Raw genomic sequence first — 14026 nt, 5'->3', positions numbered from 1 at the left:
CAAAGGGGGCTTCATGTCCGGAATCTTCGGACGCCTGTGTACTGCGGTAATCGCGACATCTGCGATCGCCATTTTCACCGTCGGGTGTGGATCTGACGTAGAACCCAAAGCCATCGCGGAATCATCATCCTCCGTGGCAGATTCGACCACAACGTCAGCCAGTCCCACGACCTCGAAAATCGACGGTCAAGAGGGCACCGACGCCGGCGGTGACGTCGACATCGACGTGAGCATCGGCGACTGCGTCAAGATCGGCGGCACCACCAACGACGCCGAAATCGACCATGCGGTGTGTGGCAGTGACGAATCCAACTACAAGGTCGTCGCCAAGGCTCCCACGTCGGATCAGTGCGCGTCCGACATCGATCAGACCTATTACGAGACTCTCCTCGGACAGGAACAGGGCGCTGTCTGCCTCGACATCGACTGGGTCGTCGGCGGATGCATGGATCTCGGACCTGGCGGCCTCGACGACGAACCGGCCCGCATCGACTGCGGCGATTCGGGAAGCGACGTTGTCCAGGTCATCGAAATCCTGCAGGGCTCGACGTCCATCGAAGATTGTGGCTCCGACGCAGATTCGGGATTCGAGCACGCTGAACGCAAGTTCACCGTCTGCACGGCAACGATGTAGCTTGCTGTGCGCCTTTGTTAACCGCCCGCGGTTAACAAAGGCGCACAGTCAGAGCCAGCCTCGCCGCTTGAAAATCGTGTAGAGACTTCCACACGTCAGCACCATCATCGAGAGCGCAAACGGATACCCCAACTGCCAGTGCAGTTCCGGGATGTCGTCGAAGTTCATGCCGTACACGGTTCCGATCAGTGTCGGGGCGAAGAGAATTGCTGCCCACGCCGACACTTTCTTGATTTCCTCGTTCTGCGCATAACTTGCGTGCGTGAGGTTTCGCATTTCCTCGTTCTGATTCTGCGACACCAGAGTTGCATTGACGGTCAGGATGTTTCCCAACAGCTGCCGGAACCCGTCGGCCTGCTCGACCACCGTTGTCGCGTGGTCGGTGACATCGCGGAGATACCGCTGCAATTCTTCGTCGGTGTGGTATTTGTCGAATCCGGCGGACAGTCCACGGAGCATACCGAGCAACGGCCTTGTGGCCCTCTGGAATTCGATGACTTCACGGGTCAATTCGTAGATACGACGCGACACTCCGGGATCACCGCTGAATACCTCGGTCTCGATCTCGTCGATGTCGTTCTGCAGGCCGGCGACAACCGGCGCATAGCCGTCGACGACAGCGTCGAGGATCGCGTAGAGAACGGCCTCTGTTCCCAGACGGAGGAGATCGGGATCGTTTTCCATTCGTGTTCGCACGGCGGTGAGGTCCGGAGATTCGCTGTGCCGGACAGTGAGAACGAAATTGGGGCCGCAGAACACATGCAGTTCGCCGAATTCGACGCGTTCGGTCTCGTCGCGGTAGCGCGCCGCGCGCAGCACGACAAAAAGAGTCTCACCGTAGCGCTCGAGCTTGGGCCGCTGATGGGCGACGATCGCATCTTCGACGGCCAACTCGTGCAGATCGAAATGTTGTGCTGCAGCATACAATTGAGCATCATCGGGCCGGTACAGCCCGATCCATGCCATCGACTGCGAATCCGGCAGGCACGACAACGCTTCGGCCAGCGTGGAAGGCGACGCGATACGAGTTCCGTCGCGGTACACACCACTGTTCACCACCGTAGCTTCCACCGGCGCAATCGCATCGACCGGTGCGGCCTTCACGACGGTGCGGGCACGCACATGGCCGGTTCGACTGTCGCCGAAACCTGCCGAACGACGTGGAAAGGGTGACCGGCGGGACTTGAATTCAGACATGCTGCAACAGCTTTCAAGGAAGAGTGAACGGCGAAGTTCGCTTCACAGCGAAACGTCAGGCCGATGAACACACAATGAAGCTGCAGCAAAATGCCCGACAACCCGGGTGGCCTACAGCTTCAGTTGGTACTCGGAGGTTGGCCACGCATTACAAGCCACACCTCCTCTTCCCTGAATTCCTACGCAATCATTCATGCACTCGGACGGCGCACGACGCCCACACACTACCCCTCTTCCTGGAACTGGACAAACTCAGGATTTCGCCGACTGGAGAGTGATCGCGTCCAACCGAAGTTTGATGAAGTCGGCCGACACGACGGGTTCCAGGCCGGAAACCCGCCCGATCGGCAACTCCAACGGGGTGACTACTGCGTCGTGATTGAGTTCGTAGAAGTAGATGAGCGAGACCAGATCTTCCTCCGGAGCGTCCGCCTGGGGAGGAAGCACGCGGTGACGGCCCGACGGCCAGCGTTTGCCACTCCAGTACTCGAGAAGGTCCCCGATGTTGACTGTTAACGCTTCGGCGTCGTACGGGGCGTCTTCCCAACCGCCCTCGTCCGTGTACACCTGCAGTCCACCGGATCCGGGCTCACGATCGAGAACTGTCACCGTTCCGAAATCCGTGTGCGGACCGATGCGGAACTGTCCCGGCTCAGGCTCACCCACCACGCTCATCGGTGGGTAGTGGTTGATATTGCACGTCCAGGTGGGGAGGTCGGCAAGCCCATCGAATGGGTTATTCGTCAAACCTAGTGCGGCTGCGAACATCTCCAGCAAATCGTCCGACAGTCGACGCATCTGCGCGGTGTAGACGGTCAAGAGCTCGTGTAGTTCGGCAACTTCGCTCGGCCAGACGTTGGAGAGAAACCAGACGTCGTCGACCAGCGGATCTCCTGTCCGAGTTTCTGCTCCGATCGCAAAGGTTTCCTTGAGATCCGGCGGAGTTTCGGTTCCCTCGGAGTAGCCGTTTGCCTCCATTCCCGGACCGATCCATCCGCGTTCGCCGACTACTGCGGCGTACCGGGCTTTGACCTCTTCGGGTAGTGCAAAGAAATTCCGCGCCGCAGCTCGCACGTCTGCGGCAAGTTCCTGGGTGATCCCGTGTCCACGAACGAGGAGGAAGCCCGCCCGGCGCAGCCCTTCGTCCACCTCACGCGCGACGGCTTCGGCACCGAGGCCGCCGGCGCGCCACAGGGAAATATCCACGGTCGATACAGCTTTCATTCCGCTACCCCGATGTCTTCGTTCCACAGTGCCGGATTTGTTTCGATGAACTCGGTCATCAGATCGATGCAGTGTTGATCCCGCAGAACTGTGACAGACACCCCGTTCTCTCGGAGCCACTCGTGTCCGCCGGTAAATGTGACGCTTTCACCGACGATCACAGATCCGATGTTGAACTGACGCACGAGCCCGCTGCAGTACCAACACGGCGAGAGAGTGGTGACCATAATGGTCTGCCGATAGTCGAGTTGCCGTCCGGCGGCACGGAAGGCGTCGGTTTCACCGTGCACCGAGGGATCGTCATGCTGGACTCGACGGTTTCTGCCACTCCCGAGAAGGGTGCCGTCGGATGCGAAGAGTGCCGCGCCGATGGGGATTCCACCCTCACTGCGGCCGAGTTCAGCCTCGGTTATCGCTGCCTGCAACATTGCCTGGGGGTCGAGAGCGCGAGAAGCGCTCGTCACAGTCGTCGACATACCTCTACCTTCTGCGGTTCCGGATACATCCACAACTGACACATTGTTGTAACGAGCCGCCCCTAGTGTGGACATACTGTCGCCCAGAGTGAGGAAAGCCGAACCGATGACTCTCACCGTGCGCGAGCTACTCGACAACCAGTTTCGTGGGGCCGATCCACAGGTTCTAGCAGGTGGCAGCCAGTTGGGACGGGTGGTCCGTTGGGTCCATTCGAGCGAGATCTACGAGATCAGTCCGTTGCTGTCCGGGGATGAACTGTTGCTCACTACCGGTTTGGGGCTGTCCGGAGTCGATCCGGGGACAAGGCGACATTATCTGCGAGAGGTCGGCAATCGAAACGTCGCCGGAGTTGCCGTAGAACTCGGACGAACCTTCGACACGATTCCGTCGGACATGATCGAGGAGGCGTCGATCATGGGGATGCCGCTGATCGCGCTCCGGACTGTTGTCCCCTTCATCGAACTGTGCCAGAACGCGAACACCGAGATCATTTCGCGTGAAGTCTCTGTTTTGCGCCTGGGAAATGATCTCGCGCGGGTACTCGAAATCGAATTGATGGCGGGCAGCGGTGTCGCCACTCTGCTCGAGCGCATCAGCGACGTAACCGGTTGTCCGCTGATCGTGACAAGTGGCAGCGGCGCCCTCGTCGCGGCACATGGCGTCGACGATGATCGATCTGCGTGGCGTGCCGCTGACGCCGGAACTGCGACTGCCACTATCCATTCCAGAGACGGAGCCTGGGGAACTCTGACGGCGGGACCAGGTTCGACACTGAATCCGGCAACGTTGCACGGGCTGTTGCAACGCGCTGCCGGTTCGTTGGGGTTGGCACTGACCTATTCGGGAAGCCTGACCGGCCGCCCCCAGCGGGCGGCCGCCACCCTCGTGTCGGATCTGCTGGAGCGGGGCGACGTACGGCAGATCGACCTTCGAGTCAGATCCGCGGCCGCCGGGTTCCATCCCACTCCCGGGCACCGCGTCGTTGCGATCGCTATCGACTCCCCTGGCTCACGAATCTCGATACGTCTGCTTGATTCTGCAGCCAAACTGCTCGGTCAACCCAATCTGGCCGCCGAAGTTCATGCCAGCACTTTCGGTCTTGTTGCGGTGCCTGCCAAGACAATCGATGCTGTCGGAGCCGTGAGTGCGGCATTCGGAACGTCCTTGTCGTCCAACATCACCGACGGTGTCACGGTGGTGATCGGAGACCCGTGTTCGTTCACGCCGTCCGAGGTTAGTGCGGCACTGCACGCTGCCAGATCAGGGCTTCGCCTTGCGACGTCGGCTCGTCGGACCTGGCTCGCCGGACGCGTGGTCACAACTACGCGCGAACTGGCACCGGAACTCGCGGTGGACCAGTTGCCCGTGGACGTCCGGGAGCGAATGGTGTCCGTCGTCGCTCCCCTGGTTTCCTGGGACGACACTCATTCCAGTGATCTCACGAGAACACTCGAAGTTCATCTCCGACATGGTTGCAGCGCAACACGTTCAGCAGCCGCATTGCATCTGGGGAGGCAGTCGCTCTATCAACGACTCGACCGCATCCGGGCCCTACTCGGATACGATCCGTCGATACCGTCGATGTACGCAACTCTGCTTCTAGCGCTGTGTGCTCACCGACTTGCCGCGAGAGATTTTCGAACCGTTGAGGAGGAGATAAAGTCCGCCCGCGATGACAAATCCCACGAAGAACGTGATGTCGCCGAGCTCGGGGACTGACCGTACGACGTAGCCGACAAACTTCTCCTGATTGGAGAACAGCAGAACCGAAGTGAGGAGTGCGATCACGAAGGCTGAGAATCCGCCCCAGTTGGTGTGCTCGGGATCGTAGAGGAGATTGTCGATGCGCTGCCCGCGGCGCAGATACTGGTCGGCAAACATGATGCCGAGCCACGGACCGATCCAGTAGGCGACAACAAGAAGGAAAGCTTCGTAGCTTGCTGCTGCATCGGCGAGTGCCCACCACGCAACGAGAAATCCGACAACTCCGAAAACCATTGCGACCATGGCGCGTTGCGTTTTCACCGGGAGTTTCAAGCCGATGGTCACGAAAGCCATCGAGCCGGAATAGACATTGAGTGCATTCGCAGCGACGGCTCCGAGCGCGATGGCAAGTAGCGTCAGATTGGCAAGTGCCGAGGGAAGATTGGAGGTAAAGGCATCGGCAGGGTTATCCGACGATGCTGCACCGATCGTGACCGATGCAGCACCGACAACCGACAGTGCCACACAGGAGACAAACAGCCCGGCCGACGCGAACAGGCCCGTTCGGAATGTCGAGACCGACGATGGAAGGTAGCGCGTGTAGTCAGCGGCATAGGGCGTCCACCCGGCGGCGTACCCGAACGCGGTACCCACCGTGAGGAGGAACCCGCCCAGGCCGCCGACGCCACCCTCGATCGCCGGCGCACCTGGATTGGCTTTGGTCAGAATGACAATCGCAGTGATCGCAAAGATGACGGCGAGGACGGGAAACGCGTATCGCTCGAAAGCCTGAACGAGGTTGTGCCCGAAGAAGGCGAATACGGTCTGGATAACGACGATCACCAACAGCGAAGGTACCGGCGGCAATCCAGTCAGTGTGTTGAGCGCAAAAGCGCCACTGACACTGTTGGTCGCAAACCATCCGACGCCGCACATGATCGACATGAACGCCGACGGCAGAGCATTGCCGCGGTATCCGAATCCCAATCGGCCGAGCACCATTTGCGGTACACCGTGCAGGGGTCCGCGTGCCGACAGCACGAAGTGCGCGGCCGCGCCGAGAGCTGTTCCGATGACCAGCCCGAGGGTTGCCTGCCAGAATGTCATGCCGAACACGGATACGGAGAGAACTCCGATGAAGATCGTGGCGAATTCGAGGTTCGGGGACATCCAGGTCCAGAACAACTGACTGGGCGTGCCGTGGCGATCCTCGTCGGGAATGAACTCGTTTCCGCCAGGTTCGACGGCAAGTACGCGGTCTCCGTACTCGCGATCCGCCCCGGTCTGCTCGCCGGTTACACCCTCGGTAATTGCCATAAGAGAACCTTGGGGTGCGGGGAGAGCTGCGACAACCGACAGACTGTCCGCCACCGCAGCCGGTTCTACGGACAGTCTGGCGCCGCACTAGTGCGGCGCGCGCAACCCGCCGATCAAGAGTTCGACGATCTCGTCAGCCAACGCCTCGGTTTCCGCGAGCGACTGGCCCTCTCGACGGCGATACCAGAGATCGATACCGTTAAGGCTGCTGAGCAGCACTTTTGCCGCCATCCGCGGTGACGTCGCGCGGATCGACCCGTCGGCGACTCCGTCGATCATCACCTGTTCGAAGAGTTTCTCGTAGTCCAACCGGAGGTCGTTGAGTTCGACGAGCGCCTGCTGTTGGCGAGGCTTGAGTGCCGAATTCATCTGCCCCCGCACGCCCTGGTGAATTGCATGGTGATGTCCGAGGTGCGTCATCAGATTGATCAGATGGGCCCGCGACATCGCCGTCAGCTTGGCCAATCCGGTGCCGCCCGCCGCCACTTCTCGGTCGACTTCCGCGCGGAGCCTGTTCATGCCCTGCTCGAAAATAGCCAGGTAGATATCGAACTTCGACCGAAAATGGTAGTAGACAAGACCTTTGGTAGCGCCGACGCGATCCGCGAGGTCGTCGATGGTCGTGGCGGCGTATCCGTCCGCCGCAAATGCGTCTGCAGCCGTCTCGATGATCACCGAGCGCATGTCCAGTGCGTCAGCACTCATCGTTCACCCTTCACTGCCTTGACTTGTTTCCACACTTTGACATAGTAATACTCGGTAGTATCCCAGATCAGAGAGGTTTTCCCCATGTCACTGGATTTCTCAGGCAAGGTCGCGATCATCACAGGCGCAGGCGGTGGCCTCGGCCGAGCCCACGCCTTGGCCCTTGCCGCGCGCGGCGCACGCGTTGTTGTCAATGACATGGGCGGATCCGTGAACGGCAGTGGCGGCGCCGATACCGCAGCCGCAAAGGTAGTAGCCGAGATCGAGGCTCTCGGCGGTGAAGCGCTTGCCGACCACTGCGACATCACCGACTCCGCCGCAGTTGCCGCCATGGTCGCCGCTGCGATCGAGAAGTGGGGCCGCGTCGACATTCTCGTCAACAACGCCGGCATCCTGCGCGACAAGTCGTTCGTCAAGGCTGAACTGGACGATTTCCGCAAGGTCATCGACGTTCACCTCATGGGTTCCGTCATCGTGTCCAAAGCCGTCTGGCCGCACATGGTCGAGCAGAACTACGGCCGCATTCTCATGACCACGTCCGCGTCGGGCATCTACGGCAACTTCGGCCAGGCCAACTACGGTGCCGCCAAGTCGGGCGTCGTCGGTTTGATGAACGTGTTGTCCATCGAGGGCGAGCGCAAGGGCATTCGCGTGAACTCCCTTGCCCCCACAGCAGCTACTCGCATGACCGAGGACCTCCTCGACGAGAAAACCCTTGCACTCCTTGCTCCCGAGTCGATTTCACCGGGCGCGCTGTTCATGGTCTCCGACGACGCCCCCACCAAGACGATCCTCAGCGCCGGCGCCGGTGTGTTCGCAATCGCCCGCATGGAGGAGTCACAGGGCGTCTACATCCCGCAGGATGCGCTCTCGCCCGAGGTTGTCGCCGAACGCTGGGCCGAAATCAGTGACATGACCAACACGGTCCAGGTCGCCGCGGCATTCGATCAGACGCGCCGCTTCGTGGAGAAGGCAGTAGCCGAGCAACCCTCCGCCTGAACGACATCGACGAGGCCGCTACTCCGGTTGTCGGCCGGCCAGTTGTTTGTCGGTGCCTGCGTGCATAGTGAACCGGACATGAACTTGCACACCGAAAGGCCCCCGATGAACAACTGGTCCGATCGCCCGATCTGCGCGTTCGACCTCGAGACCACGGGGCGTGATCCATCCACTGCCCGGATCGTCAGCGCGTGTGTTGCCGTCGTGGACGGCTCGAGTGTCGAGACCCGCACCTGGTTACTCAACCCGGGCGTCGATATTCCGGCCGGTGCCATCGCCATCCACGGCATCACCACCGAGCATGCGGCCGAGCACGGCCAGGACTACGCCGAGGGCTACGAGGAGATCCGTGAGGCTCTCCACAATTCGTGGGCCCGTGATCATTCGGTTGTTGCGTTCAATGCGTCCTACGACCTCACGGTCATGCACTCCGAAGGTTTGCGTATCGGCAAGCCGGCGCTGGTTCCCGGGATGGTTGTGGATCCGTACGTCATCGATCGCGCGATGGACAAGTTCCGCAAGGGGAAGCGAACACTGTCTGCGGTCTGCGAGTTTTACGGAATCACCCTCGAATCCGCACACGATGCAGAGGCCGATGCTATGGCCGCCGCAGCTCTCGCACAAGAATTGGCGGTGCGTTTTCCCGAGATCAACGATCTTGATCTCATGATCGATCAGGCACAATGGCATGCCGAACGGCAACGTGATTTTGCCGAATTCCTGAGCAGCCAGGGGAAAGACGTGTCAGATATAAACGGCCAGTGGCCTATTCAGTTCATTGCGTGATACCCGCACACGCAAGTCATAATCTCTGCGAAATCTGCTTGCGTAATTCTTCACGTGATCGTTTTCCGGTGTGCGTTGTCGGGAACATCTCCAACTCGACAAAGATGCGCGGCACCTTGTAGGCACTCAATCGTTCCTTGCAGAATTCGATCAGATCCTGCGGATCGACGGAGTACCCGTGGACCGGGATGATGCAGCCAACCAGCCGTTGACCTTGCCGTTCGTCGGCGACACCGATCACTGCGACTTCGAGGATCAACGGGTGCTCCATCAATATCGTCTCGACTTCTTGCGGGTACACGTTGAATCCGCTGACAATCACCGTGTCCTTTGCCCGCGAGACGATGTACAGGTGTCCTTCGTCGTCGGACCAACCGATGTCGCCGGTTCGCAACCATCCGTCACCGTCCACCGCGTCGTCGGGCGTTGATTCCGGATCGTCTCCGGCTCGGAGATATCCGTGCATGATGTTGTACCCGGAGCAGAGCACGTGGCCGTCCTCGTCGGGCGGAAGCGGATAGCCGTAGTCGTCGACAATCCGGATCTCGAGTCCGTCGACGGGGGTCAACATCGCGAGCGAACCTGATTCGCCTTCGGTGATACTGCCCATGGCGACGGTCCCGCACGCTTCGGTAAGTCCGTAGCCCACAACCATGTTCACGATTCCGAGTTCGCGGCACGCACCGCGCATCCGGTCGAGCGGCACTTCGGAACCGCCGCTCACCGCCATCCTGCATACCAACCCGATGTCGTCGCGGCCGCTGCCGACGAGGTCGAAGAGGATGGTCGGTGGCCCCATCACCACGGTGACGCGGTCACGGACTATCACGTCGGCCAGGTCGGCTCTGTCGTAGTGTTCGACGACGCGCACCGAGGCTCCCGCGCACATCGCGGTCAGCAGCACGCCGTTGAAACCGAACGAATGTGCAAACGGGACGGCACCGATCACTCGATCTGCAGTCGTCAACTCGAGTCGCTGCGCCACTGCCGAGTACAACCGTGACAGCTGTCCGTGGGTCATGGGGACCTGCTTGGACACTCCTGTCGAACCGGAGGTCGAAAGAATCACCGCAACATCATCGGGACTGGCAGCAGGCCGATCCGGATCAGGGGTGGCGACTCCGGCCGCCGCCATGATGTCGGCGATCCGTGGTTCGTCGACTACCAGGGCTGGTTTTGTGACATCGAGAATCCGTGAATACTCGAGGTCACTGACGCCGTGCCCCACCGGAACAACAGTTGCCCCAGCGCACAGGATCCCGAAGGCGATACATACCCAGTCGGCGGTGTTGCGGCCGCTGAGAACCACCCGTGAGCCCGGTCGCACGCCCGCATTCGCCAGAACAGTCGCCACCCTCAGCGCGTGGTCCGTCAGTTCGCCGTACGTGATCTCCTGGCTGCCGTCGAGCAATGCCACTCGGTCTCCGCACCGCTGCGCCAAGTCCAGGCAGAGCGCGTCGAGCGTCGGTACCAAAAGATCACGCGGCATGTCTGCATTGAAACATCCGGCCGACTCAGGCTTGGCGCCTCTCCCGCTGAGTGGTTCTCCGGAACCGGGGTTGAGAGCGCCGTTCATCCGTACCTTCCCGCACTACTTTTCAGCATATTTCTAACCGAAATACTCTCTGGTGGTCTACCGGCAGGTAACCTTTCGACCATGGCAAAGGACAAAACATCCGCAGACGCACCCACTCTGCGACCGACAAGCTGGGCCGTCCTGGGCCTCCTCTCATTCGGATCCGAACTCTCCGGTTACGACCTCAAGAAATGGGCGGACTGGAGCCTGCGGTTCTTCTACTGGGCACCGTCGTACAGCCAGATCTACAGCGAACTACGCAATCTCGAGGCACACGGCTATGCCACCTCCCGCGTGGTGAGCACAAACGATGTCAAGAGCAAGCGCCTGTACGCGATCACTCCGGCCGGAACCGACGCGGTAGCGACGTGGGCAAACGAATCGCCGGTCGAACCCGCAGTGCTCAAACACGGCGTGATGCTCAGAATGTGGCTCGGCCATCTAGCCGACCCCGACAAACTGCAATCTGTACTTACCGAACACCGCGACCAGTCCGAAAAGATGCGCATCCGCGCAATTGCCGATGCCGAAGGCGCATCCGAGGAAGCTGGATGGGCATATCCCGAACTGGTGCTGCGATGGTCGGAGATGTACTACGAATCAGAGCGCGACCGAGCAAACTGGATGTTGGAGAACATCTCTCGACTCGGGACCGACAAATCCAGCGCCGGAAAAGCACGCCGGAAGAAGCCTGAACCCCGCACTCCGGACGAGCTCCGCAAACACGAAGACTGATGCTCGGATCGCTCTGACACTGAAGGTGTCAGAGCGATACAGGCCGGTATCGCAGCAGCGTGATGTCTCGATCCGGATAGTCACAGAACACGGGTTCCACCCGCATACCGACGCTGAGCTCGCGATCGCCGACCTCGACCAGTTCGGTACTGAACCGCGGTCCCTCGTCCCACTGCACCACCGCCAACAACTGCGGCAACGCATCCGACCACGGCGGTGCCGTCGGACGGTCAGCCACCGTATAGGTGTAGAGCGTGCCCAGTCCCCTGATCTCACGCCACTCGAGGTCGTCGGCCAACGTGCGCGGCGCCAGCAATCGTGGATAGAACACAAATTCGTCCGAAGAAGGTGAGTACTGGATCTTTATCTTGCGCTCTCGCAGAGCATTCCAGAACGGTGCGGACACCGGTGTCGGTTCCGGAAACGGCTTTTCATTCGACATGCCTAGTCTCCCTGGAGTATCAGTGCAACTTGCTCACTCATGATGCCGCCGTTCCCGGTGACGAAAGCGGTATTGCAGTCCTCGACCTGCGCCGCCCCGGATCGGCCCATCACCTGACGCACACCGTCACATACGTGATGCATTCCGCCCGCCATTCCGGCTTGCCCGTAGGACAATTGGCCGCCCGCGGTATTCAACGGGAAATCGCCGCGGAAGGTCAGGTCTCGCGACGACACGAACTCCATGCCCTTCCCCTTCTCACAGAAGCCTGCGTCTTCGAGGCTCATCACCACCGTGATCGTGTAGCAGTCGTAGATCGACGCCACATCGACCGCTGAGCGCGAGATTCCAGCCATGTCGAATGCCGTGTCGGCAGCCTTCGCGATCGGCGTGCGCACCATGTCGTCCGCATAGGTCGGCGTCTTGAACGACAGGTGCTCGCCAAACCCCTTGACCCAGACCGGACGGTTACGGCCACGACGGGCGATGTCCGCGTTCGCCACGACAATCCCCGCCCCACCCTGAACCCGCATCACCACCTCGAGCATCCGAATGGGATCAGCGATCATCGGACTCGCCAGGACGTCGTCGATGGTGATCGGCTTTCCGTGGAACACCGCGCCCGGAGTACCACAGGCGTTGGTTCGCTGGTCCACTGCGATCTTGGCAGTGGCACGCTCGTCGTACCCGAATTCCGCCGCGTACCGCCGTGCAATCTGAGCGTACGGCGCGTTCTGCCCGAGATTACCGAACGGAATCTCGAATTCGGCCTGAGGAGAACCGAACTTGCCACTCGAAGCACCGAGATACCCCGGATCCGCCGCGGGCTGAATCTGAGATTTCGGAGTCATGAACGACCCAGGAACAACAACCAACACCGCGTCGCAGATACCGAGTTCGACGGCTGCGGCAGCTCGCCACACCATCCCGGCTGCCGTTGCACCGCCGAGGTCTACTCGCTCACCGAAGTTCAGGGGAATCCCGAGATATTCGGACAGCGTGGCCGGAGCAAACATATCGGATTCCGCAATACCATGCGTGACAAGACCATTGATCTGCGAAGCCTCCAGCCCCGCGTCCTCAATTGCCAGCTTCGAGAGCATTGCCCACTGCTCGATGGTCAACAACTCCGGTCGGGTCTGCTTACGCTGGGCAGGCAGTTCACAAAATCCGACGATGGCAGCCTCTCCGCGCAGTCCCGCCATCAGGACACTCCATCCGCGGCGGCAGTGCCCCGACGCGGCAGCAGTACCGTCGCAGTTCCCGGCATCAGCACCTCACCGCCACGTACTCCCGCAAGATCCAGATCGACCAATGCTCTGCCGTTCTCGTCGCGCTTGCCGGTCACTGTTCCCGTGAATTCCAACGGCTCGCCGGGAAAGGCCACGGCGCGGTTCGAGGCCGAGAAGTTCACCAACGATCCAGCACCGCCAATCCAGTCGGTGACAACGCGCGCCAGAAGGGCCGCCTGGAGCGGCCCCTGCACTACGACGTCCTGGTAACCCTCGACGTCGACGGCCCAACTCCGGTCGTAGTGGATGCGATGCCCGTTGTACGTTGCCGCACTGAAGAGGAACATCTGCAGCTGAGTGACACTGACCGCCAACACCGGAATCGTGTCGCCGGTCTCGATGTCGTCGAAATACACTTGCGGTGACATAACTTTCATCTTTCTGCGGGATACGGCCGGGCGAGCTACGGACGGGCGATCATCGAGGTCGTCGCTTCGGCCACAACCTCGTCATTCTGATTGGTATACGTGGTTTTCCACGTCACCAGCACGAACCGGCCGGATCGACCGCGCTTCTCGACCACCGAATCCACGACGCGCACACTGGTGATCACGTCGCCGTCATAGGCTGACCGAAGGAAAGTGGTGTTCTCGCCGCCGGCCATCCGCTTGGGACACAACGGGAATACCAGATTCCCGGAGGCAGCCCCGGATGACCCGTCTACCCGCAGTTCCGGTATCGGCGTCACCCCGAGAATCGCGTACTGCAGATACAACGGCGGAGCAACAATATCGCGATAGCCGTGCTCACGGGCATAGGCACTGTCGAAGTACAGCGGGTTGGTCTCGCCGACAGACACCGCCCATCGTTGCCAATCCCGCGCGACGACAGCTCCTGTTGCCCTCGAGACCACTTCCCCGACCCGCTCCGCAACAGTGTCGGGGATCAGAGATTCCGAATCCGGAACCACGGCTATGTTTTCAGTCATGTTCTTTCTC

Annotated in this window: 15 protein-coding genes; 5 read left to right on the top strand and 10 right to left on the bottom strand. The window is 60.6% G+C overall.

From position 1 onward, the window contains the following. The first annotated feature begins 13 nt into the window (after positions 1–13). Positions 14–634 (top strand): hypothetical protein, encoded by a 621-nt coding sequence (locus tag ACFRFQ_RS11785; RefSeq protein ID WP_378657158.1) that lies wholly within the window; start codon positions 14–16, stop codon positions 632–634. A 48-nt stretch (positions 635–682) separates the two neighbouring features. Here the strand turns inward: ACFRFQ_RS11785 and ACFRFQ_RS11780 are convergent, their stop codons facing one another. From ACFRFQ_RS11780 to ACFRFQ_RS11770, 3 genes are all read right to left on the bottom strand, one after another. Continuing rightward, complete coding sequence (locus tag ACFRFQ_RS11780) at positions 683–1831, bottom strand: magnesium and cobalt transport protein CorA (RefSeq protein ID WP_378657154.1); 1149 nt, start codon at positions 1829–1831, stop codon at positions 683–685. A 252-nt stretch (positions 1832–2083) separates the two neighbouring features. After that, the gene (locus ACFRFQ_RS11775) at positions 2084–3055 is read right to left on the bottom strand and encodes an isopenicillin N synthase family dioxygenase (protein WP_378657151.1); all 972 of its coding nucleotides are present in this window, start codon (positions 3053–3055) and stop codon (positions 2084–2086) included. Continuing rightward, on the bottom strand, positions 3052–3531 hold the full coding sequence (locus tag ACFRFQ_RS11770) for a nucleoside deaminase (RefSeq protein ID WP_378657150.1): 480 nt from the start codon (positions 3529–3531) through the stop codon (positions 3052–3054). The genes ACFRFQ_RS11775 and ACFRFQ_RS11770 overlap by 4 nt, the downstream gene beginning before the upstream one ends. Before the next feature lie 106 nt (positions 3532–3637). Between ACFRFQ_RS11770 and ACFRFQ_RS11765 the strand changes: the two genes are divergently transcribed. Beyond that, complete coding sequence (locus tag ACFRFQ_RS11765) at positions 3638–5251, top strand: PucR family transcriptional regulator (RefSeq protein ID WP_378657149.1); 1614 nt, start codon at positions 3638–3640, stop codon at positions 5249–5251. Here the strand turns inward: ACFRFQ_RS11765 and ACFRFQ_RS11760 are convergent. Both ACFRFQ_RS11760 and ACFRFQ_RS11755 read right to left on the bottom strand, forming a co-directional pair. Then, positions 5132–6553 (bottom strand): purine-cytosine permease family protein, encoded by a 1422-nt coding sequence (locus ACFRFQ_RS11760; protein WP_378657146.1) that lies wholly within the window; start codon positions 6551–6553, stop codon positions 5132–5134. The genes ACFRFQ_RS11765 and ACFRFQ_RS11760 overlap by 120 nt on opposite strands. Positions 6554–6640: 87 nt before the next feature. Further along, positions 6641–7258 (bottom strand): TetR/AcrR family transcriptional regulator, encoded by a 618-nt coding sequence (locus ACFRFQ_RS11755; protein WP_378657143.1) that lies wholly within the window; start codon positions 7256–7258, stop codon positions 6641–6643. An 84-nt stretch (positions 7259–7342) separates the two neighbouring features. Here ACFRFQ_RS11755 and ACFRFQ_RS11750 point away from each other — a divergent pair, with 84 nt between their 5' ends. Together ACFRFQ_RS11750 and ACFRFQ_RS11745 are read left to right on the top strand one after the other, a co-directional pair. After that, positions 7343–8257 (top strand): SDR family NAD(P)-dependent oxidoreductase, encoded by a 915-nt coding sequence (locus ACFRFQ_RS11750; protein ID WP_378657141.1) that lies wholly within the window; start codon positions 7343–7345, stop codon positions 8255–8257. A 105-nt stretch (positions 8258–8362) separates the two neighbouring features. After that, positions 8363–9043: a 3'-5' exonuclease gene (locus tag ACFRFQ_RS11745; RefSeq protein ID WP_378657441.1), complete on the top strand. Its 681-nt coding sequence runs from the start codon at positions 8363–8365 to the stop codon at positions 9041–9043. A gap of 16 nt (positions 9044–9059) precedes the next feature. On the opposite strand, the gene ACFRFQ_RS11740 is transcribed toward ACFRFQ_RS11745, so the two are convergent. Continuing rightward, the gene (locus ACFRFQ_RS11740) at positions 9060–10532 is read right to left on the bottom strand and encodes a class I adenylate-forming enzyme family protein (protein ID WP_378657139.1); all 1473 of its coding nucleotides are present in this window, start codon (positions 10530–10532) and stop codon (positions 9060–9062) included. Between the two features lie 168 nt (positions 10533–10700). Here ACFRFQ_RS11740 and ACFRFQ_RS11735 point away from each other — a divergent pair, with 168 nt between their 5' ends. After that, positions 10701–11354, top strand: a complete 654-nt coding sequence (locus tag ACFRFQ_RS11735) for a PadR family transcriptional regulator (protein WP_378657137.1) — start codon at positions 10701–10703, stop codon at positions 11352–11354. A gap of 28 nt (positions 11355–11382) precedes the next feature. Here the strand turns inward: ACFRFQ_RS11735 and ACFRFQ_RS11730 are convergent, their stop codons facing one another. The 4 genes from ACFRFQ_RS11730 to ACFRFQ_RS11715 are packed head-to-tail and all read right to left on the bottom strand — an operon-like array spanning position 11383 to position 14016. Next, positions 11383–11796, bottom strand: coding sequence for a Zn-ribbon domain-containing OB-fold protein (locus tag ACFRFQ_RS11730; RefSeq protein WP_378657134.1), 414 nt, complete (start codon positions 11794–11796; stop codon positions 11383–11385). A 2-nt stretch (positions 11797–11798) separates the two neighbouring features. Then, positions 11799–13001, bottom strand: coding sequence for a thiolase family protein (locus ACFRFQ_RS11725; protein ID WP_378657131.1), 1203 nt, complete (start codon positions 12999–13001; stop codon positions 11799–11801). Beyond that, a complete protein-coding gene (locus ACFRFQ_RS11720; protein WP_378657128.1) occupies positions 13001–13456 on the bottom strand; it encodes a MaoC/PaaZ C-terminal domain-containing protein in 456 nt (151 codons plus the stop codon). The genes ACFRFQ_RS11725 and ACFRFQ_RS11720 overlap by 1 nt, the downstream gene beginning before the upstream one ends. 35 nt (positions 13457–13491) lie before the next feature. Further along, positions 13492–14016, bottom strand: coding sequence for a MaoC family dehydratase N-terminal domain-containing protein (locus ACFRFQ_RS11715; RefSeq protein WP_378657126.1), 525 nt, complete (start codon positions 14014–14016; stop codon positions 13492–13494). Between the last annotated feature and the right edge of the window lie 10 nt (positions 14017–14026).

Source organism: Rhodococcus sp. NPDC056743, assembly GCF_042790355.1.
Lineage (GTDB): Bacteria > Actinomycetota > Actinomycetes > Mycobacteriales > Mycobacteriaceae > Rhodococcus_F.
This window is presented reverse-complemented; position numbering and strand designations above follow the sequence as displayed.

Excerpts from the sequence above, each read along its gene's own strand:
- ACFRFQ_RS11745 (WP_378657441.1), top strand. The coding sequence starts at position 8,363 with ATGAACAACTGGTCCGATCGCCCGATCTGCGCGTTCGACCTCGAGACC.
- ACFRFQ_RS11755 (WP_378657143.1), bottom strand. The coding sequence starts at position 7,258 with ATGAGTGCTGACGCACTGGACATGCGCTCGGTGATCATCGAGACGGCT.
- ACFRFQ_RS11720 (WP_378657128.1), bottom strand. The coding sequence starts at position 13,456 with ATGTCACCGCAAGTGTATTTCGACGACATCGAGACCGGCGACACGATT.
- ACFRFQ_RS11730 (WP_378657134.1), bottom strand. The coding sequence starts at position 11,796 with ATGTCGAATGAAAAGCCGTTTCCGGAACCGACACCGGTGTCCGCACCG.
- ACFRFQ_RS11770 (WP_378657150.1), bottom strand. The coding sequence starts at position 3,531 with ATGTCGACGACTGTGACGAGCGCTTCTCGCGCTCTCGACCCCCAGGCA.
- ACFRFQ_RS11725 (WP_378657131.1), bottom strand. The coding sequence starts at position 13,001 with ATGGCGGGACTGCGCGGAGAGGCTGCCATCGTCGGATTTTGTGAACTG.
- ACFRFQ_RS11715 (WP_378657126.1), bottom strand. The coding sequence starts at position 14,016 with ATGACTGAAAACATAGCCGTGGTTCCGGATTCGGAATCTCTGATCCCC.
- ACFRFQ_RS11785 (WP_378657158.1), top strand. The coding sequence starts at position 14 with ATGTCCGGAATCTTCGGACGCCTGTGTACTGCGGTAATCGCGACATCT.
- ACFRFQ_RS11780 (WP_378657154.1), bottom strand. The coding sequence starts at position 1,831 with ATGTCTGAATTCAAGTCCCGCCGGTCACCCTTTCCACGTCGTTCGGCA.
- ACFRFQ_RS11760 (WP_378657146.1), bottom strand. The coding sequence starts at position 6,553 with ATGGCAATTACCGAGGGTGTAACCGGCGAGCAGACCGGGGCGGATCGC.
- ACFRFQ_RS11765 (WP_378657149.1), top strand. The coding sequence starts at position 3,638 with ATGACTCTCACCGTGCGCGAGCTACTCGACAACCAGTTTCGTGGGGCC.
- ACFRFQ_RS11775 (WP_378657151.1), bottom strand. The coding sequence starts at position 3,055 with ATGAAAGCTGTATCGACCGTGGATATTTCCCTGTGGCGCGCCGGCGGC.
- ACFRFQ_RS11735 (WP_378657137.1), top strand. The coding sequence starts at position 10,701 with ATGGCAAAGGACAAAACATCCGCAGACGCACCCACTCTGCGACCGACA.
- ACFRFQ_RS11750 (WP_378657141.1), top strand. The coding sequence starts at position 7,343 with ATGTCACTGGATTTCTCAGGCAAGGTCGCGATCATCACAGGCGCAGGC.
- ACFRFQ_RS11740 (WP_378657139.1), bottom strand. The coding sequence starts at position 10,532 with ATGCCGCGTGATCTTTTGGTACCGACGCTCGACGCGCTCTGCCTGGAC.